Origin of the sequence: Gordonia jinhuaensis, assembly GCF_014639795.1 — a bacterium.
In the GTDB taxonomy this organism is placed as follows: Bacteria; Actinomycetota; Actinomycetes; order Mycobacteriales; family Mycobacteriaceae; genus Gordonia_B; species Gordonia_B jinhuaensis.
Genome location: NZ_BMGC01000010.1, coordinates 71,635 through 94,286, shown reverse-complemented (window position 1 = coordinate 94,286; position 22,652 = coordinate 71,635). Strand labels below are relative to the sequence as shown.

18 protein-coding genes and 1 tRNA gene are annotated in these 22,652 nt (G+C 66.5%); 12 read left to right on the top strand and 7 right to left on the bottom strand.

The features are described 5' to 3' along the window. Positions 1-41 precede the first annotated feature (41 nt). Positions 42-1,310 (top strand): uracil-xanthine permease family protein, encoded by a 1,269-nt coding sequence (locus IEW22_RS09295; protein WP_188586328.1) that lies wholly within the window; start codon positions 42-44, stop codon positions 1,308-1,310. A 175-nt stretch (positions 1,311-1,485) separates the two neighbouring features. On the opposite strand, the gene IEW22_RS09290 is transcribed toward IEW22_RS09295, so the two are convergent. Further along, positions 1,486-1,559, bottom strand: a tRNA-Arg gene (locus tag IEW22_RS09290). A gap of 256 nt (positions 1,560-1,815) precedes the next feature. On the opposite strand from IEW22_RS09290, the gene ssb reads away from it, so the two are divergent. The 5 genes from ssb to IEW22_RS09265 all read left to right on the top strand — a co-directional run bounded on the left by ssb (position 1,816) and on the right by IEW22_RS09265 (position 10,544). Then, complete coding sequence (ssb, locus tag IEW22_RS09285; protein ID WP_188586327.1) at positions 1,816-2,274, top strand: single-stranded DNA-binding protein; 459 nt, start codon at positions 1,816-1,818, stop codon at positions 2,272-2,274. Between the two features lie 177 nt (positions 2,275-2,451). Beyond that, positions 2,452-4,125, top strand: coding sequence for an energy-dependent translational throttle protein EttA (gene ettA, locus IEW22_RS09280; protein ID WP_188586326.1), 1,674 nt, complete (start codon positions 2,452-2,454; stop codon positions 4,123-4,125). Positions 4,126-4,217: 92 nt separating this feature from the next. Beyond that, a complete protein-coding gene (locus tag IEW22_RS09275; protein WP_188586325.1) occupies positions 4,218-9,149 on the top strand; it encodes an NAD-glutamate dehydrogenase in 4,932 nt (1,643 codons plus the stop codon). A 188-nt stretch (positions 9,150-9,337) separates the two neighbouring features. Beyond that, positions 9,338-9,790 (top strand): acyl-CoA thioesterase, encoded by a 453-nt coding sequence (locus IEW22_RS09270; protein ID WP_229742364.1) that lies wholly within the window; start codon positions 9,338-9,340, stop codon positions 9,788-9,790. A 34-nt stretch (positions 9,791-9,824) separates the two neighbouring features. After that, positions 9,825-10,544: a hypothetical protein gene (locus tag IEW22_RS09265; protein ID WP_229742339.1), complete on the top strand. Its 720-nt coding sequence runs from the start codon at positions 9,825-9,827 to the stop codon at positions 10,542-10,544. A gap of 78 nt (positions 10,545-10,622) precedes the next feature. On the opposite strand, the gene IEW22_RS09260 is transcribed toward IEW22_RS09265, so the two are convergent. The 3 genes from IEW22_RS09260 to IEW22_RS09250 all read right to left on the bottom strand — a co-directional run bounded on the left by IEW22_RS09260 (position 10,623) and on the right by IEW22_RS09250 (position 13,983). Further along, a complete protein-coding gene (locus tag IEW22_RS09260; protein ID WP_373284159.1) occupies positions 10,623-12,407 on the bottom strand; it encodes a glycoside hydrolase family 13 protein in 1,785 nt (594 codons plus the stop codon). Next, entirely contained in the window at positions 12,370-13,401 is a 1,032-nt protein-coding gene (locus IEW22_RS09255; protein ID WP_188586375.1) for a zinc-binding alcohol dehydrogenase family protein, read from the bottom strand. The genes IEW22_RS09260 and IEW22_RS09255 overlap by 38 nt, the downstream gene beginning before the upstream one ends. Before the next feature lie 138 nt (positions 13,402-13,539). Beyond that, positions 13,540-13,983, bottom strand: coding sequence for a globin (locus IEW22_RS09250; protein WP_188586322.1), 444 nt, complete (start codon positions 13,981-13,983; stop codon positions 13,540-13,542). Between the two features lie 283 nt (positions 13,984-14,266). Here IEW22_RS09250 and IEW22_RS09245 point away from each other — a divergent pair, with 283 nt between their 5' ends. The 3 genes from IEW22_RS09245 (at position 14,267) to IEW22_RS09235 (ending at position 15,692) form a co-directional block, all read left to right on the top strand. Next, entirely contained in the window at positions 14,267-14,890 is a 624-nt protein-coding gene (locus IEW22_RS09245) for an HNH endonuclease (protein ID WP_188586374.1), read from the top strand. A 96-nt stretch (positions 14,891-14,986) separates the two neighbouring features. Beyond that, a complete protein-coding gene (gene ctaJ, locus IEW22_RS09240) occupies positions 14,987-15,232 on the top strand; it encodes an aa3-type cytochrome oxidase subunit CtaJ (protein WP_188586321.1) in 246 nt (81 codons plus the stop codon). Next, a complete protein-coding gene (locus IEW22_RS09235; protein WP_229742338.1) occupies positions 15,219-15,692 on the top strand; it encodes a DUF5130 family protein in 474 nt (157 codons plus the stop codon). Before ctaJ ends, IEW22_RS09235 begins: the two co-directional genes overlap by 14 nt. A 93-nt stretch (positions 15,693-15,785) precedes the next feature. Here the strand turns inward: IEW22_RS09235 and pepN are convergent, their stop codons facing one another. After that, on the bottom strand, positions 15,786-18,371 hold the full coding sequence (gene pepN, locus IEW22_RS09230; RefSeq protein ID WP_188586319.1) for an aminopeptidase N: 2,586 nt from the start codon (positions 18,369-18,371) through the stop codon (positions 15,786-15,788). Between the two features lie 225 nt (positions 18,372-18,596). On the opposite strand from pepN, the gene IEW22_RS09225 reads away from it, so the two are divergent. Next, positions 18,597-19,244, top strand: a complete 648-nt coding sequence (locus tag IEW22_RS09225; RefSeq protein WP_229742336.1) for a mycothiol-dependent nitroreductase Rv2466c family protein — start codon at positions 18,597-18,599, stop codon at positions 19,242-19,244. Between the two features lie 67 nt (positions 19,245-19,311). On the opposite strand, the gene IEW22_RS09220 is transcribed toward IEW22_RS09225, so the two are convergent. Then, complete coding sequence (locus IEW22_RS09220) at positions 19,312-20,256, bottom strand: M48 family metallopeptidase (protein WP_188586372.1); 945 nt, start codon at positions 20,254-20,256, stop codon at positions 19,312-19,314. A 118-nt stretch (positions 20,257-20,374) separates the two neighbouring features. On the opposite strand from IEW22_RS09220, the gene IEW22_RS09215 reads away from it, so the two are divergent. After that, positions 20,375-20,848, top strand: coding sequence for a ribose-5-phosphate isomerase (locus IEW22_RS09215; protein ID WP_188586318.1), 474 nt, complete (start codon positions 20,375-20,377; stop codon positions 20,846-20,848). Between the two features lie 80 nt (positions 20,849-20,928). Here IEW22_RS09215 and mftR read toward each other — a convergent pair whose 3' ends face one another. Beyond that, the gene (gene mftR / locus IEW22_RS09210; RefSeq protein ID WP_188586317.1) at positions 20,929-21,537 is read right to left on the bottom strand and encodes a mycofactocin system transcriptional regulator; all 609 of its coding nucleotides are present in this window, start codon (positions 21,535-21,537) and stop codon (positions 20,929-20,931) included. A gap of 160 nt (positions 21,538-21,697) precedes the next feature. On the opposite strand from mftR, the gene IEW22_RS09205 reads away from it, so the two are divergent. After that, complete coding sequence (locus tag IEW22_RS09205) at positions 21,698-22,591, top strand: PE-PPE domain-containing protein (RefSeq protein WP_188586316.1); 894 nt, start codon at positions 21,698-21,700, stop codon at positions 22,589-22,591. Positions 22,592-22,652 lie beyond the last annotated feature (61 nt).

The following is a 22,652-nucleotide window of genomic DNA, read 5'->3' as shown; positions in this document are numbered from 1 at the left end:
GCACACTGTGTCACGTGGCAGACGAGCCGAGGGAATCAGATGTGAAGACATCGACCCGGACGTGGGGGTGGTCGCGCGTCGACGACGGCGAGGTGATCGCCCCCGACCAACGGCTGTCGTGGCCCAAGACCATCACCATCGGTCTGCAGCATGTGGTCGCGATGTTCGGGTCGACCTTTCTCGTCCCCGTGCTCACCGGCTTCCCGCCGGCGACCACGCTGTTCTTCTCGGGAATCGGAACGGCGCTGTTCCTCGTCATCACCGGAAACCGTCTGCCGAGCTACCTCGGTTCGAGTTTCGCGATCATCGCGCCGGTCATCGCCGCGACAGCCTCCCACGGTCGCTCGTCAGCGCTCGGCGGGATCGTGGTGGTGGGTGCACTTCTGGCGATCATCGGTGTGATCGTGCACTTCTCGGGTATCCGATGGATCGACGTGGTGATGCCGCCGATCGTCACCGGGACGATCGTGGCGCTGATCGGTCTGAATCTCGCGCCTGCGGCCAAGAACAATTTCGAGAAGCAGCCGGTCACCGCGGCCATCGTGCTGGTGTTGCTGATCGCCTCGATCGCCTTGTTCCGAGGACTGCTCGGCCGGCTGGCGATCTTCGTCTCGGTGGTGGTGGGCTATCTGATCGCGCTGGCCCGAGGCGAGGTCGACACGGATCAGATCGGCTCGGCCGCGTGGTTCGGACTACCTGACTTCGAGTCGCCGTCGTTTCACTGGGGTGTGATCCCCACCTTTTTGCCGGTGGTGCTCGTACTGCTGGTCGAGAACATCGGACACGTGAAATCCGTGGCGATGATGACCGGGCGTGACTACGACGCCCGGGTGGGCAGAGCGCTGTTCGCCGATGGCCTTTCGACGATGATCGCCGGTTCCGGTGGCGGGTCGGCGACCACCACCTACGCCGAGAACGTCGGTGTGATGGCGGCGACCAAGGTGTACTCGACAGCCGCGTACTGGGTGGCGGCAGCATGTGCGGTGCTGCTGGGGCTGTGTCCGAAGGTCGGCGCGGTGATCGCATCGGTGCCCTCGGGGGTTCTGGGCGGCATCACGACTGCGCTGTACGGACTTGTCGCGATCATCGGCGTGCACATCTGGGTGACCAATCGGGTGGATTTCTCCAAACCGATCAATCAGTTCACCGCCGCGATTCCGCTGATCATCGCCATCGCCGACTTCACCTGGGCCATCGGTGATGTCAGCTTCGGCGGCATCGCACTCGGCGCGATCGCCGCGCTGCTGATCTACCACGTCCTGCGGCTGCTCGGCCGCTGGCGCGGAACGGCCGGTGCCAGGGACGTCTGAGGCTGGTCAACCGCAGTTGTCGCGGCGACCCGCTCGGATGTACCTGGACATCCGGAACGACTGGTCCGACCTACTCGGCTACCCACCGGCCGGAGGCCGGCAGGATGTCGCAACAACCGGCCGGAGGCCGGGAGAGATGTCAACAACCGGCCGGAGGCCGGCAGGGATGTCACAGTGCCCCCGGCAGGATTCGAACCTGCGACCTAGGGATTAGAAGGCCCTTGCTCTATCCACCTGAGCTACGGAGGCGTGCCCGGGCCGTGACTCGGGCGCGAGTGAGTATATCCGCCCGCCGGGTCGATGATCGCGGCCGTGTGGCGATGGACCGGCTTGTCCACGATCTGCGATCCATCCACAGCGAGTGCTCCAGTGCCGTTTCGGCATCGGTGGCGTCGGTGAGTCTGGGTGCGGGACCCGATCGTGACCGAGCTGCGCAACACAGCGCGTTCGCGGATCCCGGCCATCGAATCGGCCCGCACCGGGCCTCACCACGGGGAGTTGAGCCATGTTCGAGACGTATGTGACGGTGATCGGCAATGTCGTGTCCGACCCGCGCAGGCGGGTCACCAGTGCGGGCGGGGAGGTCATCTCCTTCCGTGTCGGGGTCACCTCCCGCCGTCGCGACCGCGCCAGTGGGGAGTGGCAGGCGGGCGAGGCGCTGTATCTGACCGTGAGTTGCTGGGGACGATTGGTGACCGGCGTCGGCGAGGCCGTGCAGCGCGGCCGCCCGGTCATCGTGCACGGGCACATCAAGACCAGGGAGTACGTCGGATCCGACGGTCAGGCACGGTCAGATCTGGAGATGACCGCAACAGCAGTCGGGCTGGATCTGAGCAGATGTGTCGTCGGTCAGGTGATCTCCACGCGTGACTACGAGGCGCGCACGACAGGTGCGATCGACGCCGATGCGGTGACCGACGGGCACGAGGCACCGGACTCCGATTCGCACGGGCGAGCCGCCTGAGGATCGGTAGCCCGGCCCGGGGCCATCGCCGGCACGCCGACCCGCGTGCCGGCCACCCAGGGCTTGCTGACCGGGAGGGTGCGAGCTGACTACTGTGGACACAGTGGTTGCGCACCCGTCGCGGGACGGTGTGCCGACCGGAAACGAACCGTCAGACGTCCACGCGAGAGGCAAGACGTGAGCGAATTCATCTACACGATGAAAAAGGTCCGCAAGGCACACGGCGACAAGGTCATCCTCGATGACGTCACCATGTCGTTCTACCCGGGCGCCAAGATCGGCGTCGTGGGTCCCAACGGCGCAGGTAAGTCGTCGATCCTCAAGATCATGGCCGGACTCGACCAGCCGTCCAACGGCGAGGCCTTCCTCGACCCCGATGCGACCGTCGGCATCCTCCTGCAGGAGCCACCGCTCAACGAGGAGAAGACGGTTCGTCAGAACGTCGAAGAGGGCATGGGCGAGATCAAGGAGAAGCTCGACCGCTTCAACGAGATCGCCGAACTGCTCGCCACCGACTACTCCGACGAACTCATGGAGGAGATGGGCAAACTCCAAGAGGAGCTCGACCACGCCGACGCGTGGGACCTCGACTCGCAGCTCGAGCAGGCGATGGACGCCCTGCGCTGTCCGCCGCCCGAGTCGCCGGTGACCACACTGTCCGGCGGTGAGCGTCGTCGCGTGGCGTTGTGCAAGCTGCTGCTGTCCAAGCCGGACCTGCTGCTCCTCGACGAGCCGACCAACCACCTCGACGCCGAGAGCGTGCTTTGGCTCGAACAGTTCCTCTCGACCTATCCCGGCGCTGTGCTCGCCGTGACACACGACAGGTACTTCCTCGATCACGTCGCGGGCTGGATCTGTGAGGTCGACCGCGGCAAGCTGCACCCCTACGAGGGCAACTACTCCACCTATCTGGAGAAGAAGGCCGAGCGTCTCGAGGTCGCCGGCAAGAAGGACCAGAAGCTGCAGAAGCGACTCAAGGAAGAACTCGCGTGGGTCCGGTCGGGGGCCAAGGCCCGCCAGACCAAGAACAAGGCCCGCCTGCAGCGCTACGAGGAGATGGCGTCGGAGGCAGAGAAGACGCGCAAGCTCGACTTCGAGGAGATCCAGATCCCCACGCCGCCGCGTCTGGGTGATGTGGTGGTGGAGGTCAAGAATCTCGACAAGGGGTTCGACGGCCGCGTCCTCATCAAGGATCTGTCCTTCACGCTGCCGCGCAACGGCATCGTCGGTGTGATCGGCCCCAACGGTGTGGGCAAGACGACGCTGTTCAAGACGATCGTCGGCCTGGAAGAGCCCGATTCGGGGACGGTCAAGGTGGGTGAGACGGTCAAGCTGAGCTACGTCGACCAGAACCGCGCCAACATCGACCCCAAGAAGAACGTCTGGGAGGTGGTCTCCGACGGCAACGACTACATCGAGGTCGGCCAGAACGAGATGCCCTCGCGCGCTTACGTCAGCGCATTTGGCTTCAAGGGGCCCGACCAGCAGAAGCGCGCCGAGGTGCTCTCCGGTGGTGAGCGCAACCGACTCAACCTCGCGCTGACGCTCAAAGAGGGCGGAAACCTGATCCTGCTCGACGAGCCGACCAACGACCTCGACGTCGAGACCCTCGGATCGCTGGAGAACGCGCTGGAGAAGTTCCCCGGCTGCGCCGTGGTGATCTCGCACGACCGCTGGTTCCTCGACCGCACCTGTACCCACATCCTCGCGTGGGAGGGCAACGTCGCCGAGGGACAGTGGTTCTGGTTCGAGGGCAACTTCGAGGCATACGAGGCCAACAAGGTCGAGCGACTCGGGGCCGACGCGGCGCGCCCGCATTCGGTGACACACCGCAAGCTCACGCGCGACTGACCGATCCGGGGCCCGGCGCGATGCCTGGCCGGGCCCCGGATCGGCGGTGCCACAACAGGTTTGCTCATCATGCCCGAAGGGGTGTTCAGCAGGTGACACGCTCGACGAGTGATCGCGACTCCGCTGCCGACGCGCGCGGCGGCAGGGACAACGGCGAGTCCGTGAGCGCGGGCGCGCTGTCGGGGCCCGACGCTGTGCTCGCCCGCGTGGCCGCGGTTTTCGATGGTGCGCCGACCAGTTCGGAATCCGTCGATCCCGCAGCCGGTCAGGGCGCGCCGATGCAGAGCACCCTCGCCAGACGGCGCATCGAGCGGTTCGCCGAGGTGGTGGCCGTGCGGTCGCCCGGCGACGTGGTCGTCGACGTCGACGCCGTCGGTTACGGCCGCGTCGTGGTCGCCGTCGCCACGGCGGATATGCCTCAGCTGGTGGAGGGCGTCACGGGCGCGGTGCGCCGCGCCGGGATCGCCGTGCGCGTCGTCCAGCACCCGGTGGTGATGGTATGTCGCGACTCCGCAGGAACGATCGTCGACGTCGGCGGCGACGTCGAGCCGTCCGCCGACTCCGCATGCGCCGCTGAATCGTGGATCAGCATCGAGGGCCAGGCGGGTGTCGATGCGCCGTCGGAGGCCGACCTCGCCGACGCCATCCGTGGTGTGGTCTCGACGATCGATGACATCCATGACGACGCACCGAGACTGGTCGACCGGCTGCGCACCGTCACCGACCGGCTGGTGCGGACGAATACCCCGGACTCCCCGGCGATCGATCACCAGCAGGGGATCGACGAGGACTGGGTCGAGTTCCTGACCTGGCTGCGCGACGCACACTTCCTGTTCCTGGGTGCGGTGCGTCGCGAGGTTGGCGGGAGCCTGTCGGAGGGCTTGGACGTATCGGAGGGCTTGGGCCTGTCGGAGGGATTGGGACTGTGGCGGCACCCCGACACCGCCCGCGCCTTCGATGCCGTGCCCGATGGTCATGAGGCCAGCCGAATCCCGACATTTCGTCGGATACACCTGCCCACACTGATCCTGCGGACCCGCTATCCCGTGCTCATCTGTGTTCCCGAATTCGGTTCTGACGGTGTGCTGGTCGCCGAGCAGCTGTTCCTGGGCACCATGACGTCCACCGCGCTGCACGAGAACGTCCTGGGCATTCCGATCCTCGGTGCGCGGGTGCGCGAGGCTCTGCACGTGGCGGGCGTGTCGCCGGACTCCTACACCGGGCACGCGATGATCGAACTCGCCCAAGGGTATCCGCGCACCGAGACGATTCACGCGTCGCCGGCGGTGCTGGCGGGTCGTCTGATGTCGGTGATCGAGGCGGCGCCGACCCGCGACCTGAGACTGTTCCTCGGAGCCGACGCGGCGGCAGAGGTGGTCACGGCACTGGTGTATCTGCCCGGTGATCGATACACCACCGCGTTGCGCACCCGGATGCAGGATCTGCTGCTCGACGAGCTCGGCGGCCACGATCTGGAGTACACCGCTCGGGTGAGCGATGCCGCGCATGCCCTGCTGTACGTGACGATGTCGGTCCCGAAGGAGCGTATCGGAGAGCTGGGCTCATTCGCCGACGGCGGTGACCTCGCACGTCGGCTGCAGAGCAGGCTCGCTGCGGCATCGCGGTCGTGGGGAGATCTGCTCTATGAGGCGGCTGCGGCCGCCCCGAATCCGCCGTCGGCCGACGCGGTGGCGTATCTGGTCGCGACCGCCTCCGACGAGTACCGCGACGTGCGCCACCCCGAGCAGGCGCTGTCGGATCTCGCGACGCTCGACTCGCTGGCGCCGGGTGGCCTGTCTGTCGGGCATCCACATCCCGATTCCACCGACACCGCCCAGTGGCGGCTGGACCTGTATCTCTGCGATCGCACCGCGAGTCTCACCGATGTGCTGCCCGTCCTGCAGAGTCTCGGCGTCGAGGTCCTCGACGAGCGACCGTTCGCACTGACCCGATCGGACGGAAAGCCGTGTTGGATCTACGAATTCGGCATCCGAGTGGCACCGGGAGTCGAAAGCTACCCGGCGGCTGCGGACTCGCTGAGCGAGCGGTTCACCGAGGCGTTCACCCGAATCTGGGACGGTGACAGCGAGGTCGACAGGTTCAACGAGCTGGTGGTCAAGGCCGGGCTGGGATGGCGAGAGGTCGTCATGCTGCGCGGCTACGCCCGCTATTTGCGACTATGCGGATTCGCCTACAGCACACAGCATGTCGCGACCGTGCTGGGTGCGCACGTCGAGGTCACCCGCGCGCTCGTCGAGGTGTTCGCGGCGTCATTCGACCCAGCCCGTGCCGATGCCGATCGGCGCGCGAAGGCGATGGAGGATCTGCGCGGCCTGATCGGTGAGATCCTGAGCCTCGACGCCGACCGGGTGGTGTCGGCCTTCGCCGCGGCGATCGAAGCCACCTCGCGGACCAACTTCTACACCCACGAGATGAGTGAGGGCCGCGCGTGGGCCGACGACCCCACGGCGCCGCCGAGCGCACTGGCATTCAAGCTGCGTCCCCGTGAGATCGCGCTGGTGCCCGAGCCGCGGCCGCTACACGAGATCTTCGTGTACTCCCCGCGGGTCGAAGGCGTCCACCTGCGCTTCGGCGCGGTGGCCCGCGGCGGCCTGCGTTGGTCGGATCGGCGCGACGACTACCGCACCGAGGTCCTCGGATTGGTGAAAGCCCAGGCGGTCAAGAACGCGGTGATCGTCCCGATGGGTGCCAAGGGCGGTTTCGTGGTGAAAGAGCCTCCACGCGCCGACGCTGACCCGTCTGCCGTGCGCGCCTCCGGTGTCGCCTGTTATCGCGAGTTCATCGCCGCACTGCTCGCACTCACCGACAACCTCGACACCACCACCGGTGAGGTTCTCCCGGCGCGGGGCATCGTCCGTCGCGACGAGGACGACACCTACCTCGTGGTTGCCGCGGACAAGGGGACCGCGAGCTTCCCCGACATCGCCAACGATGTGGCGCAACACCATTCGTTCTGGCTGCATGACGCATTCGCATCCGGCGGTTCGGCCGGCTACGACCACAAGGCCATGGGTATCACCGCCCGCGGTGCATGGGAGTCGGTGAAACGCCACTTCCGCGAACTCGGCATCGACATCGGCACCACCGATTTCACGGTGGCCGGGATCGGGGACATGAGCGGCGATGTGTTCGGCAACGGCATGCTGTGCTCGCCGCACATCAGGCTGATCGCCGCATTCGACCATCGCCACGTGTTCGTCGATCCCACTCCGGATGCGGCGACCTCGTATACCGAGCGGCGCAGACTCTTCGAGCTGCCCCGGTCGTCGTGGGCGGACTACTCGACCGAGTTGATCAGCGACGGCGGTGGTGTCTGGTCGCGCGAGCGCAAGTCGATCCCGGTGAGCCCGCAGATGCGTGCAGCGCTCGGAATCGCCGAGGAGACCGCCGAGCTGTCGCCGCCGGAGCTGATCCGCGCGATTCTCACCGCGCCGGTGGATCTGCTGTGGAACGGTGGAATCGGCACCTACATCAAAGCCTCGGATGAATCCGATGAGCACGTCGGCGACAAGGCCAATGACTCGATCCGCGTGAACGCATCCACGGTGCGCGCCAGGGTGATCGGGGAGGGTGGCAATCTCGGTGTCACCGAGGTTGGGCGGGTCGAGTTCGACCTGAGCGGTGGTCGCATCAACACCGATGCACTCGACAACTCGGCCGGGGTGGACTGCTCCGACCACGAGGTGAACATCAAGATCTTGCTCGACGGACAGGTGTCCGCGGGCAACCTCGCCCTCGAGTCGAGGGTGCCGCTGCTGGAATCGATGACCGATGAGGTCGGCGAGCTGGTCTTGGCCGACAACGTCTCGCAGAACACCGAACTCGGAGTCGCGCGGGAGTCGGCCGCCGCCACCGAACTCGTCTATCAGCGTCTGCTCGACGAATTGTCAGCGCGTGGAGTCGATCTGGAGCTCGAAGCACTCCCGTCCGCGTCTGGACTGGCACGGCGGGGTCAGCAGACCGGACGGGTCGGGCTCACCTCACCCGAACTGGCCACCGTCATGGCGCATGTGAAGCTGTTGCTGAAATCGGATCTGCTGGCCGGTGACCTACCCGACAGCGATGTGTTCGTGCCGCGATTGGTCGACTACTTCCCGCCCCAACTGCGCGAGCGATTCGCCGACGGCATCGCCGCACACCCGCTGCGCAGGCAGATCGTGGCGACCGGACTGGTCAACGACGTGGTCGACCGCGCCGGGATCACCCACGTCTTCCGCCTCTCCGAGGCGACCGGCACCACCGGTGCCGACGCAGCCCGCGCATTCGTCGTGGTCAGCGAGGTGTTCGGGCTGGCCGAGGTGATGGGTCGCGTCGATGCGCTCATCGACGACCCGACGGTGGGTATCGACGCGATCGACGAAATGACCACATTCGTGCGGCGGCTGCTGTTCCGCGCCTCCAGATGGGTGCTGGCCAATCGTCCTCAACCGATCGCGATCGCCGCCGAGATCACGCGCTACGGTGCGAGCATCGCGCGGATGTCGGCGTCGTTGCCCGACTGGTTGGGGCCGTCCTCGGCAGCCGAGGTGACCCGGCTCACCGACAGCTACGTCGACGGCGGCGTACCGGTGACCGTCGCGGCCACTGTCGCGATGTCGCTCAACAGATTCTGTCTGCTCGACATCGTCGACGTCGCCGAGATCTCCGACCGTCCCGAGGACGAGGTCGCCGCACTGTATTTCGCCATCCTCGACGATTTCGGTATCGAGCGGCTGTTGTTGGCGATCTCGGACCTGCCGCGCGGGGATCGGTGGCATTCGCTCGCTCGGCTCGCCCTCCGAGACGATCTGCAGGGGCTCACCCGCAGCCTGTGCCTGGAGGTGATCGAGAACTCCGAACTCGGTGAACCTGCAGCGGACAAGATCTCGGAGTGGAAGGCACATCAGGCCGCCCGGCTCACCCGTGCGGAGTCGATGCTCGCCGCCATCGAGGAGGCCGGAACCTACGACCTCGCGACGCTGTCGGTGGCGGTGCGACAGCTGCGGAGCATGGTGCGGTTATAGCGCATCGGGGCGTCCCCGGCCTGAGGTCGCCGGAGTCGGGACCGGCCCTCGGACGTCGATATCGGGCGACACCGCGGATGCGGTGTCGCGTCATGGAACAGGAGAGTGCGACTGTGTCGAACGGCGTGGCATCACACGATGGGAAATCCAAGGGGGCCGGTGCGGCACATGCCGACGAGTCACTCCAGGTGATCTCCGAAAGCGGCGAGGTCACCGATGCCGGATTCGTGGTGCGGGTTCCGGTCCGGTGGTCGGATATGGATGTGTTCGCCCACATCAACCACGCACGCATGGTCACCCTTCTGGAGGAGGCGCGTATCCCGTGGCTGTTCTACGACGAGCGGCCCACCGTCGGACTGCGCAACGGATGTGTGGTGGCCGACCTGCATGTGAAGTACCAGGGCCAGATCCGCCACGACGAAGGGCCGATCGTGGTCACGATGTTCGTCCAGCGGATCCGCGCGGTGGACTTCACCGTGGGTTACGAGGTTCGCCCGCGCGGCGGCGATCCGGCCGCCAAACCCGCGGTCGTGGCCTCGACGCAGCTGGTGGCCTTCGACATCGACAGCCAGCGTCTGCGCCGGCTCACCGATGCCGAGAAGGACTACCTTCGGCTGTTCCTACGGACCGACGCGTCGTGAGTGATTCCCGGGCGGATCCGGACGGGCGACGCCGGTGATCGGCGCGGCGGGGTTCGTGATCCCCGACGCCCGCGACCGCGCGGATGCGCTGGCCTTTGTCTCCCGCACCCTGCGGATCGCCGACAATGCGGTGACGCGGTTGCGTCGACGTGACGTCGATCACGTAGAACTCTGGGGGACAACAGGTTTCGATGTCCTCGTCTCGCGGGTGATCGCCGCGCGCCTCGACGTCGACGATCTCGTATGTGACTCGGCGACGCTCGCCGACGCGGTGCGGTCGGCTCAGCAACTGCACTCCGCACAGGTCGACCCGGGCTTCCCGTTCGACAGCGCCTGGCCGGGCGCGCTGCCGCCGCGCGGTGGGACGGGTACGGGCACCTTCACCCATGTCGATGATCTGCCGGCGCGCACGGTGCTGCGATTGGCGCGCGAGGGTGCGGTGCTGGCACGTGAGGAGAACAGCGGGCACGGTCCTGCCGCGGCACTGCTCGACCAGCCTGTGCTCTCGGTGCATGACGAGGCCTCCGCCGGCGAGGTCGTGGAGATACCGATGCGTGCGTTGTTCGCGCTCGCGGCAATGGGATTCGTCCGCGACACCGGTGGCGGTGAGGTGACCGAGGTCAGTGACCTGCAGCTGGTCGGCGAGGACGAGCCGGTGCGGGTGCGGGTTGCCGGAAGCTGGGGCCGTATCGACGCGCGGTACGGCTCGGTGTTCTTCCGACGGACCGCGGGCCTGAGCCTCGACGTCGTCTGACCGCGCTGCGCGAGGAGCTCACCCAGATCCCGATCGGACTCATTCGACGACCGGCAGTCACGAAGCCCGGCAGCGGAGTCAGACCAGCCAGGCAGCACTGTTGGCGGGTAGCTGACCGTCCTCGGTGAGCGGTGTGCTGGACAAGATCACCTCACCCGGTGGCAGCGGTACCGGTGCGTCGGTGGTGTTGAGTGCGCAGACCAGCTTGCCCACGTCGCGTCGAAAGGCCAGACATCCTTCGGGCGCGCCGTACCATTCCACTTTGTCGCCGGCGAATTCGGTTCGCGTCTTACGCATCTCGATGGCCGCCCGATACAGCGAGAAGGTCGAGTCGAGATCTTCGAGCTGCTTCTCTGCGGTGATGGATTCCCACACGGCCGGGATCGGGAGCCAGGTGTGCGGGTTGGTACTGAACTCGAACGGCGGTGCCTCGCCCTCCCAGGGCAGCGGCACGCGGCATCCGTCGCGGCCGCGTTCGGTGTGACCGGACCGTTCCCAGGTGGGATCCTGAAGTGCCTCGTCGGGAAGGTCGACGTTGGGCAGACCGAGTTCGGCACCGTTGTAGATGAACGCGACGCCCGGCAACGCCAGTTCCACCAAGATCATCGCGCGAGCACGGGCCAGCCCCAGTCGGTTCGCCGCAGTCGTCGGGTCGGCATCGCCGGGCTCCTCGGAGTAGCGGGTGACCTCGCGGTCGACATCGTGGTTGGACAGCGTCCACGTGGGTGTGCCGCCGACGTTCGCCACCGCGGCCAGCGATTCGGTGATGGCGGTCTCGATGGCCTCGGCATCGAAGGCAGTCTTCACCAGGCGGAAGTTGAAGCCCAGATGCAACTCGTCGGGACGGATGTACTCGGCGAACCGGTCGTTGTCGTCGACCCAGAGCTCGCCGACGGTCATCGCATCGGGGTAATCGTCCATCACCGCGCGGATCTTGCGGTGGATCTCGTGAACGCCGGGATTGTTGAACCGGGGGTCGTCATCGGAATTCTCCAGCAGCGTGACCCCGGAGATGTCCATGTCGGGGAGGTCTGCGGGCTTTTCCATCCCGTGTGCCACGTCGATGCGGAAGCCGTCCACGCCGCGTTCGAGCCAGAAGCGCAGGGTCTTCTCCAGGTCGTCGAACACCTCGGGGTTGTCCCAGTTCAGGTCGGGCTGTTCGGGTGCGAAGATGTGCAGATACCACTGGCCGGGACTGCCGTCGGCCTCGGTGACGCGCTTCCACGCAGGTCCGCCGAAGATGCTCGGCCAGTTGTTCGGCGGTTCGTCGCCATCGGGTCCCTTGCCATCGCGGAAGATGTAGCGCTCGCGGGCGGGGCTCCCCGGCGCCGACGCCAGCGCTTCGACGAACCAGGGGTGCTGGTCGCTGGTGTGGTTGGGGACGAGGTCCATCGTGACCTTGATCCCGCGTGAATGCGTCTGGCCGATGAGACGGTCGAGTGCGTCGATGCCGCCGAACAGCGGGTCGACATCGCGGGGATCGGACACGTCATAACCGTGATCGGCCATCGGTGACCGCATCACCGGTGACAGCCAGAGAGCATCGATCCCGAGGAGTTCGAGATACCCCAGGCGGTCGATGATCCCGTCGATGTCGCCGACCCCGTCACCCGAGGCATCGGAGAACGATCGTGGGTAGATCTGGTAGAAGACGGCGTCCTTCCACCACTGGTCCGGTGCCACCGAGGCGGGAGACTCCGCGGATGCCGATTCGGTGACGGTGCGGTCTTCGTAGGACTCACTCACCACCGACATTGTGCCGGATGGCGGGTGGGGAGTCATACCCGCGGGCCAGGGCGCGCCAGGGTCGGGGTGCGTTCGCCGGTCAGGTGTAGAGAACCGCGGCACCGTCGAAGACCCCATCGGACAGATCGCGCAACGCCGCATCGGCACGTGCCAGTGGGTAGTGGTGGGAGGTCACCGAGATCCTCTCCCGCACGGCAAGCTCCAGGAATTCGCGTCCGTCGGCGCGGGTGTTGGCGGTGACGCTGCGGATCTGGCGTTCCTGGAACAGGTGGTCCTGATAGTTCAGCGACGGGATGTCGCTGAGGTGGATGCCCGCGATGGCCAACGTCCCGCCCCGATCCAGCGCGGTCATGCACACCGGTACGAGATCGCCTGCCGGTGCGAAGAGAATCGCCGAGTCCAACGGCACCGGGGAGGGGTCGTAGGCGCCGTTCACCGAGGCGGCGCCGAGATCGCGGGCGAGCCGGCGCGCGTCGTCGCCACGGGTGAACACGTGAACCTCGGCGCCGGCGGCCAGCGCGACCTGGGCGCACAGGTGGGCGCTGCCGCCGAAACCGTACAGACCGAGCCGGCCCTGCGGCGGGAGTTCGGCGCGCTTGAGCGAGCGGTAGCCGATGATGCCTGCGCACAGCAGCGGTGCCATGTCGTCGGTGAAGCCCTCGGGAAGGACGTAGACGTAGACGTAGTCGGCGGGCGCCACCGTGTACTCGGCGTAGCCGCCGTCGGCATCCCAGCCGGTGTAGCGCGACGACGGGCAGAGGTTCTCGTCGCCGCGCAGGCAGTAGCGGCAGACTCCGCAGGTGTGGCGCAGCCACGCGACACCCACCCGCGTCCCCAGCGCGATGTCGACGCCCTCACCGCAGGCGACCACCGCCCCGACCACCTCATGGCCGGGTGTGACGTGGGCCCGGTGGACGGGTAGATCGCCTTCGCAGACGTGCAGGTCGGTACGGCACACCCCGCATGCGGAAACCTCGATGAGCACCTCGCCGGCGCCGGGTGAGGGGACCGGCTTGTCGACACGCGCCAGCGGCGAATCGCCGTTCGGGCCGCTGCCGTGGATCGGGCCGGGTGTGGTGACCGTCCACGCGGTCATCTGAGTTGCGGTCATCGGGGTTGTCGTCATCGTGATTGTCATCCGTCCTCGGTGGAGGTCGACTCCTCACGAGGGTGAGGAACGTGTCGGGCCCCAGCCATCAGTGGTCAGAAGCCATCAGTGGTCAGGAGCCATCAGTAACCGGATCGGTGCTCAGAAGGGTGCGTTGACCAGCGAATCGGCCGCCATCTCGACGTAACGGGTCAGCATCTCGCGGTGTTCGTCGTCGAGCCGAGTCGCATCGATCGACGCGATCGCGGTGTGCATGCACCGCAGCCACGCATCGCGTTCGATCGGACCGATGTGGAACTGGTGATGGCGCATCCGCAACCGGGGGTGGCCTCGCTCCTCGGAGTAGGTGCGGGGCCCGCCCCAGTACTGCTCCAGGAACATGCGCAGGCGGCGTTCGGCCGGACCCAGATCCTCCTCGGGGTACATCGGGCGCAGGATCTCGTCGGCGGCCACCTCCTGATAGAAGCGGTGGACGAGATCGACGAACGTCTGCTCACCGCCGACGGAGTCGTAGAACGTCTGGGGCGTCGTGCCGGCGGACTCCGGTCGCGGAGAACCGGTCGCGGTGTCGTGTGTGTCGCTCACGTCTCCTATTGTCCTCCGGCGGGCGCGGGTGTCGCTGTCGCGGCGTGTCCGAGGGGCCGAAGGGCTGACGAGTGTTCACACAATCGACTTGTCGGTTCGGCATTTTCCGAGTGCATTCGACACGTTTCCGTGGTCAACTGGTGTCCGTCTGCATCGGGAGGAATCGATGACGCGATCCAGGACGCAGCGGGCCCGTGACGTGCAACGATCGTCGGCCGCACCGAAGATCCGGCCCACCGGGGCCGCCGTGATCACGCATGCCGACGGGCACAGACAGTCCGGACTGTCCGATTCGGGTCCTGGCGCATTCGGTCACGCCGCGGCCGATCACCCGGTCGCCGCGGCGACACTCGCCGCCGCGCCGGTGCCCGCGACATCGGGCTCGTCGCTGTGGGGCAAACATCGGGTGCTGCTGCTCAATGCCACCTACGAGCCCCTCACCGCGATCTCCATCCGGCGTGCCATCGTGCTGGTGCTGCGCGACCGGGCTGATGTGGTCCATGCCGACCCGTCGGCGGCCGCTGTGCACTCGGCGGGGGTGGCCATCCCCATCCCGTCGGTGATCCGACTGCGCCACTACGTCCGGGTGCCCTACCGTGCGGTGATCCCGATGACCCGCGCGGCCCTGATGCATCGTGACCGATTCCGGTGCGGCTACTGCGGCAGCCGCGCCAACACCATCGATCACGTCATCCCGCGCAGCCGAGGTGGCACCCACAGCTGGGACAACTGCGTCGCATGCTGTGGCAGTTGTAACCACAAGAAGGCAGATCGCCTGCTCAGTGAACTCGGCTGGACGTTGCGGACGCCGTTGACACCGCCGAAGGGGCGGCACTGGCGACTGCTCGCAACGATCAAGGAGATCGACCCGGCGTGGTCGAGGTATATCGATGTGGATGCGGCGTGAGCATCGACACGCGCACAATGAGTGGGGTGGATGGGCTCGGTGGGATCACGTGGGCTAGATTTTTCTCCACGACAACGTGTAGTTGAAGGGTGAGCAATGGACGATGCAATTACCGTTCTTGGGCTCGTGGTGGTGATCGGAACGCTCGTGGTGGTGGCGATGGTCGTCGTCTCGATGCTGTTCACCTCCGGCACGAAGTGCGGGAAGGTCGAGCCGTACACGCTGGACAAGGAGTGGAAGCACAATCCACAGCTGTTCAGCGCAACGGATATCGAGCCCGTCGCCGGACCGGAGCACGAGCATGACGACGCGATCGGAGGGTCCGCAAGTGGCAAGTGGTGAGGTCGAACACGCGTCCATCAGCTCTGACGATCTGCCTGTGGGTGCGGTTGTCACCTCCTCGGGGCGGATCTCGGCAGCTCGTTTTCCCGGCTCGACCCCGACGACGCCGCCGTTCACCCGCGACGAGCTGGTGGCTCTCGACGACGCCTTGACCGACGGCACCGAGCGCGCGCTCGTGCGGTTCTCGGTCTACATCGGCGAACTGGGCGACGATGCCGTGGCCGGCGCCGGGGCGATTTTGCCTTCGGTTCCCGAACACGAGCATGCGGTGCTCATCGCGGTCTCGCCGAACACCCGCGAGGTGGCCGTGGTCTCCGGCGCACATGTCGCCGACCGGGTGAACGATCGCGTCTGCGGCCTGGGCATCACCGCGGCGATCGCGAGCTTCAAGGCAAATCAGCTCATCGACGGCGTCATCGCCGCGATCCGCGTCATCACCTCGGCGGTCGCACCTATCTGAGTGTGCTGATCGCTCGATGCCGATGAGCGACTGACGACGAACAAACCCCCACCAGCCTGTGCTGGTGGGGGTTTGCGCGTCTCGGGGCCGTATTCAGCGTGCGTCGAATTCGCGTGCCCTCAGTGAACGGGCCACGCCGTCGCGACCCTCGGCGATCAGTCGGCGCAAGGCCGGGGGACGCTCACCGGCGAGGAATTCGTCGGCCTTGGCCAGCGTGTCGGCGTCGATCGCCCAACTCGGGTAGAGCCCGACCACCACGGTCTGTGCGACCTCACTGCTGCGCCGCGCCCACACATCGGGCACCGCATCGAAGTAGCGGTCCACATACGGGGCCAGCAGCTCGTCCTGACCCGGCTGAACGAATCCGCTGATGATCGCGCGAGCGGTGATGTTGGGCACCGAGTCGTCGACCACCGCGAGCTGCCACGCGTCCTCCTTGGCCGATGCCAAGGGCCGTGCGGCGCGGGCCGCACCGGCCTGACGGGCGCCCGCTGCGGTGTTGTCGCGGGCGGCCTCGGCATCGATGACCGGTGTCGTATCGCTCTCGGTGTCGATCGCGCCGGCGGCGGCCAGAGCGTTCACGATGCGCCACCGCAGGTCGGTGTCGATCACCAGACCGGCGAGATCATGGTCGGCCGGATCGGTGCCGTCGAGCAGATCGGAGAAGATCTGCGTCTGATCGTCGAGCAGGAATCCCGCCAGCAATGCGTTGACGAATGCGAGCTGATGGTCGGAACCGTCGGGAGCCTGCCGGGCGAGCTCGAGCAGACGCCGCGAATGCTGCGGGCGCCCGGTGCTCGCAGCCCACTCGGGATCGGCGTAGGAGTCCAGCGCGGTGGCGGCCTGCAACAGAACTCGCTGCACCACACCGATTTCGGTCTCCGCAGCGATGCCCTGTCCGACCAGCGTGACGAAGTCGCGGGCACGCATCTCGGCCTGACGCGTCATCTCCCAGGTCGCCGACCACACGAGCGTGCGCGGCATCGAATCGGTGATGTCGCCGATTCGGCTCGTCGCGGTGGCCAGCGAGTCGGGATCGAGCCGGGCCGAGCAGTAGGTCAGGTCGTCGTCGTTGAGCAGGATCAGTTTGCCGCGCGGGCTGCCGATGAGTTCGTCGACCGAGGTGCGCTCACCCTCGACATCGAGCTCGACCCGCTTGACCCGGGTGAGCTTCCCGTTGTCGTCGTCATAGACGCCGACTGCGAGACGGTGTACGCGCGTTTCGCCCTTGCCGGGCTTGGCGCCTTCCTGGACGATCTCGAATCGGGTGATCACGCCATCGGCGTCGACGTCGAAATCCGGTCGCATCACATTGATGCCGGTGGTCTTGAGCCACTGCGCACCCCAGTCCGACAGATCGCGGCCCGACGACTTCTCCAGTGCGGCAAGAAGATCGGAGAACTCGGCATTGTCGAACTTGTGCGCCTGGAAATAGTCGCGCAACCCGGCCAGGAACTCGTCGCGCCCCACATAGGCGACCAGTTGCTTGAGTACCGAGGCGCCCTTGGCGTAGGTGATGCCGTCGAAGTTGACCTCCACCGCCGCGATGTCGGGAATCTCGGCGGCCACCGGATGGGTGGTGGGCAACTGGTCCTGACGGTAGGCCCAGGACTTCTCGACGTTGGCGAATGTGGTCCACGCATTCGTGTACTCGGTCGCCTCGGTCTGGCAGAGCACCGAGGCGAAGGTCGCGAAGGATTCGTTGAGCCACAGGTCATCCCACCAGCGCATCGTCACCAGATCGCCGAACCACATGTGCGCCATCTCGTGGAGGATCGTCTCGGCGCGGCGTTCGTAGAGGTATTTCGTGACCCGCGAGCGGAACACGTAGTCCTCGAGGAAGGTCACCGCGCCGGCGTTCTCCATAGCACCGGCGTTGAACTCGGGTACGAAGAGCTGATCGTATTTGCCGAAAGCGTAAGGGATACCGAACTTCTCGTGGTAGAAACCGAAGCCCTGCTTGGTCTCGGTGAACAGCCGCTCGGGATCCATGAACTCCGACAACGACGCGCGGCAGTAGATGCCCAGGTCGATGCTGCCGTAGGAGTCGGTGTAGACGTCGGTCCACTTGGCGTAGGGGCCGGCGATCAGTGCGACGAGGTAGGTGCTCAGCAGCGGTGTAGTGGCGAAATGATGTGTGCGAGCACCGTTGTCGGCGTCGGTCACCGATTCCGCGGCGCCGTTGGAGATCACTTCCCAGCCGGCGGGCGCGGTCACGGTGATGTCGAACGTCGACTTGAGATCGGGTTGGTCGAAGCAGGCGAACATGCGTTTGGCGTCGGCTGTCTCGAACTGCGAGTACAGGTACACCTGCGAGTCGCTGGGATCGACGAAGCGGTGCAGTCCCTCGCCGGTGTGTGAGTAGACGCAGTCGGCGACCACCGTGAGCTCGTTGGTCTCGGCCAGATCGGGCAGTTCGATACCCGTGGATTCGTCATAGTCGGAGACATCGAGTGCGGTCCCGTTGAGTACGGCCGAGCGCACGCCCGCCGCGACGATGTCGATGAACGTCGACGAGCCGGGCGTGGCGGTGAAGGTCACGGTGGTGGTCGAGGCGAAGGTCTTCTCCCCGGGGCCGCCGGAGCCGTCGGTCAGGTCCAGATCGATGTCATAGGACGAGACCGTGACCGTCGCTGCGCGGTCACGAGCCTGGTCCTGGGTCAGATTGGGTGCGCTCACGTGTGCCTCTCGAGGTTCGTTGGAATCGCGGCTTCAGGGGTTTTCTCGACCTTCAACTTCTACCTCATCGGCGGGATGCGCCCAGAGCGTGTCGGTGGTGCGTCACGCGGTGGCGGTGGGTGTCGCCCGATTGTGCAAGGCTGGACGTGAGCGACACCGACAGCGCGGTCGAGACTCCCGACCGACGCACCTCGGACAACCGGATACTCCAGAAGGGCGACTTCCGTGACCACACAGGCACAATCCGTCGACAACACCGCCGCCGCGTCGGACAAAGATCGGGTGGATTTCTGGTTCGACCCGCTGTGCCCGTGGTGCTGGATCACCTCGCGATGGATCTTGGAAGTGGAGAAGGTGCGCGACATCGACGTGAACTTCCACATCATGAGTCTCGCGGTGCTCAACGAGGGCAAGGACGTCCCCGACGACTACCGCAAGGGGCTCGCACGTGCCTGGGAGCCGGTGCGCGTGATCGCCGCAGCCGCAGACAGCCAGGGCGACGCGGTGGTGCCCGACCTGTACACCGCGATGGGCACGCAACTGCACAACAATGGCAACAAGGACCTCGACTCGGTGATCAGCACAGCTCTCGCCGAGGCCGGCTTGCCAGCAGAACTCGCCGAGGCCGCCCACTCCACCGACTACGACGCGGCGATCCGCGCCTCGCACCACGAGGGCATGGACAAGGTCGGTGACGATGTGGGCACCCCGACGATCCACATCAACGGTGTGGCGTTCTTCGGGCCGGTGCTGTCGCGGATCCCGCGCGGCGAGACCGCCGGGGTGGTCTGGGACGGTGCGGTGAAACTGGCGAGCTACCCGCACTTCTTCGAGCTCAAGCGCTCCCGCCACGAGGATCCGGCCTTCGACTGAGAGTGACGCTCCCGCGCCGACGCCCCCAACTCGACGCTCCCGCTGATCCGCCCGCGTCGGCGCGTGTTCACCGATACTGGCGATCGGGTGTCGGCGAGGCGTGCGGTGGACCGGGCGGTGTCGGAACGGGCACGGTGTTGCCGCTGCCGGTTCCCCGCTTGACGGTGGCCGGTCGCCAGAACATGCGGCCGGCGCGGCTACGGTCGCGCAGCGCCGCCGCCCGCCAGGTGAGTACCGGGTGGGTCGACAGCGCGTTGGTCATCCAGACGAAGAAGCCCTTCTCCTGCGAGGCGCGGTCGCAGAACTGGTCGAAGTCGACGTTGCGCAGCATGTACTTGCCGGCCGACAGGACGCCGATGGCGCCGGGGCATCCGGACGGCTGGTTGTAGTACCCGTGGTTGTCTGCGCTGTATTCCTGGGCGCGCGACAACGCGTGGCCTAGTATCGGGATGGTGGTGCCCACCGAAGTGGTCAGCTGACGCCAGTAGGAGACGTGTCCGGCGGCGATATGTCCCACCTCATGTCCGATGATGAACCGCAGCGCCTCGGGATCGCGTGCCGCACCGCCGATCTCGAATAGATCAGAATTGATCACCACGTAGCGACGGAATCCGTGACCGGAGGCGAAGGCGTTGATCACGCCGTTGCCCAGCACCACATATCCGTCGGGGACGTACTCCAGCCCATAGCGCGCAGCCGCGTCCACCACGATCTGATACCCCTCGGGGAACTGCGTGGGCGACATCTGCACCCCGTTGACGCGCGGGGAGGCGTAGTTCATCCCGCGCAGCAGGTACACCAGAACCGGTGCGGCCAGCAGCAACAAGAAATAGGAGTTCCATTCTCCCAGCGCCACCAGTGCGATCACGCCTCCGTAGACCACCACGCCGATGAGGATGGTCAGCACCAGAAGCGGGATCTCCCACGGGTGCAGGCGGGGGCGAGCGGCCCAGGGTGCCGGCGGCTGCCAGGCCGGTGCCGGATATGGCGGTTGTGGGGCGTTGCCGGACATCCCGGAGTCATCGTGGTGGGGGTGCACAGGGCAAATCTAGTGCCAGGTATCGCCGATACGTGGACTTCGGGTCACCCTGGTCGTCGACCTACGGGCGATGACCTGCAAGACTTGTGCCATGCGTGTGTATCTGGGTGGCGACCATGCCGGTTTCGAATTGAAGAACACCATCGCCGAGCATCTGCGCGAGGCCGGTCACGACGTGATCGACTGCGGTGCGCATACCTACGACCCTGCCGACGACTATCCCGCCTTCTGCATCGACGCGGCGATCAAGACCGTCGGTGATCCGGGAAGCCTCGGGATCGTCCTGGGCGGGAGCGGCAACGGTGAGCAGATCGCCGCGAACAAGGTCAAGGGCGCACGCTGCGCGCTTGCCTGGAGCGTGGAGACAGCGCAACTGGCGCGTCAGCACAACAACGCTCAGCTGATGGGCATCGGTGGGCGTATGCACACCACCGAGGAAGCGATCAAGATCGTCGACGCCTTCATCGAGACGCCGTGGTCGGGTGAAGAGCGCCATCAGCGTCGCATCAACATCCTCGACGAGTTCGAGCGCACCGGTGTGGCCCCGGCGGTTCCGCAGAACTGAGCACCGCGCCGCCCGAGTCCGGGCGGCGTCACCGACACCCTTTCCGGCGCGTCCACCTCAGGTGGGCGCGCCGGCGTCGTTCACGGCTGCAGGTAGGCGCGTAGCTGGGCCATCGACTCGTCGAGCAGGTTCTCCAACGAATCGGTGGGGCCGTCCAGCCACGTCTCGTATGCGGCCAACGACAGCGCGAGGGTGACCTGTCCGATCAGGCGAGGCACGAAGTCGGTGGGGGATTCACTCCGCCGCTCGGCCACATAGTCGGCGATGACCTCACGCCAGGCGACGTAGCGCAGAGCCGAATGCGCCTGGAGCGCCGGGGTGGTGAGGATCAGCGCCATCCGCTGGCTGTGAGGTGGATCGGCGTCGTCGGGTGCCCGGTTGAACCGGACCACCGCGGCCTGGATCACCTCCGCCAGCGGCAGGGCGGGGTCGGAGTCGCGCAACAGCTGCCGCAACCACTGGAGACTGTCGTCGAATCGGCCCCAGGCGATGTCGTTCTTCGACTCGAAATAGCGGAAGAAGGTTCGCCTGCCTATTCCCACGGCGGCGGCGATGTCGTCGACGGTCGTCTCGGCGAAGCCTCGTTCGCCGAACAGGCGGAAGGCCGCACGCTCGATGTCGTCGCGTGAGGTGACATCCGGTCGTCCGCCACCTCGCGCGGGCCGTGTCGAGTCGGAGGTGGTGACCATGTGGGCAAACTATCAAAAGCCCGATCGCGGCTGCCCGAAGGTGCGCGGGCGGCGTGGGCTCAGGCTGGTGGGCTTGTCGTGCGTGCTCCTCCCACGTTTTTCATGCTCTTCTCAGATTCGTCGGCGATCAACTCTCAGGCGGCTCGGGCACGATGGAGTCATGTCCGTGGTCACCGTTCTCGTGGTCGGCGGCACGGGTGAGGCCCGTGCCGACGACGATGCGGGCACAGTGCGTGGCATGCTCGCCCATGTGGTCGGCGAGCTCGATCATCGTTTCCGCGGCGTCTGGGTGCCCTATCCGGCCAGCTACGGCCCGGTGCCCGAACGGGACGGGGTCAGCTACCGTACGAGCGTGCACGCCGGTGTCACCGCCTTGCATGCATCGATGGCCGCCGCCCGAGGACCCGTCATCCTGCTGGGGTACTCCCAGGGTGCGGTGGTGGTTCGCGAATTCCTCGGCACACTCTCGGCGACGCGGTCGCCGGACGGACCGGTGTCGTGGGGGCAGTCGCACCTCATCGGTGCCGGATTCGTCGCCGATCCGCATCAGCCCGTCGGTGTCGTCTCGGGTTGTGACGGTGCGGGTATCGCGGGCCCCGGTCCCGAGGTGCCGGTCGGACTGCCCACCCTGTGGATCGCGCACCGCGACGACATGATCTGCAACGCCAGCCGCGACTCGCTGCTGCGTGATGTCGCCGACCTCACCGGATGGTTGAGCCTCGCCGACCTCGGCGGCTGGCTGTGTGAGATGTGGAATACGTTGCGGCGTAACTCATTCCAGAACGCCGCGCGAACCTCGGTGACTCCTGCGCAGTGGTGGCGAGATCTGCGGCGTGTGCGTATCGCGGTATGCGAGGTGCTCGGCTACCTACCGGCCTTCCTGATGTGGGCGGGACTGCACATCCGCAACCCTCGCGGCGGGCGGCACACCTCGTATGCCACCGAACCGATCGATCCCGGTTCCGGGCTGACCGGATGTCAGGTCCTCGCACAGTGGATGCAGGTGCAGGCCACGTTCGCGGTGGGTCCCGCCGGAGCCGGTCACGCCGCGTGACCCGCGGCGCCTGAGGAGATGGCGCATCGACGTCTGGGTGTCGGGGGTCGGGGGTCGGGGG

Excerpts from the sequence above, each read along its gene's own strand:
- IEW22_RS09215 (WP_188586318.1), top strand. The coding sequence starts at position 20,375 with ATGCGTGTGTATCTGGGTGGCGACCATGCCGGTTTCGAATTGAAGAAC.
- ctaJ (WP_188586321.1), top strand. The coding sequence starts at position 14,987 with ATGGACGATGCAATTACCGTTCTTGGGCTCGTGGTGGTGATCGGAACG.
- IEW22_RS09255 (WP_188586375.1), bottom strand. The coding sequence starts at position 13,401 with ATGACCGCAACTCAGATGACCGCGTGGACGGTCACCACACCCGGCCCG.
- mftR (WP_188586317.1), bottom strand. The coding sequence starts at position 21,537 with ATGGTCACCACCTCCGACTCGACACGGCCCGCGCGAGGTGGCGGACGA.
- IEW22_RS09260 (WP_373284159.1), bottom strand. The coding sequence starts at position 12,407 with ATGGGGTCTTCGACGGTGCCGCGGTTCTCTACACCTGACCGGCGAACG.
- IEW22_RS09220 (WP_188586372.1), bottom strand. The coding sequence starts at position 20,256 with ATGTCCGGCAACGCCCCACAACCGCCATATCCGGCACCGGCCTGGCAG.
- ssb (WP_188586327.1), top strand. The coding sequence starts at position 1,816 with ATGTTCGAGACGTATGTGACGGTGATCGGCAATGTCGTGTCCGACCCG.
- IEW22_RS09205 (WP_188586316.1), top strand. The coding sequence starts at position 21,698 with ATGTCCGTGGTCACCGTTCTCGTGGTCGGCGGCACGGGTGAGGCCCGT.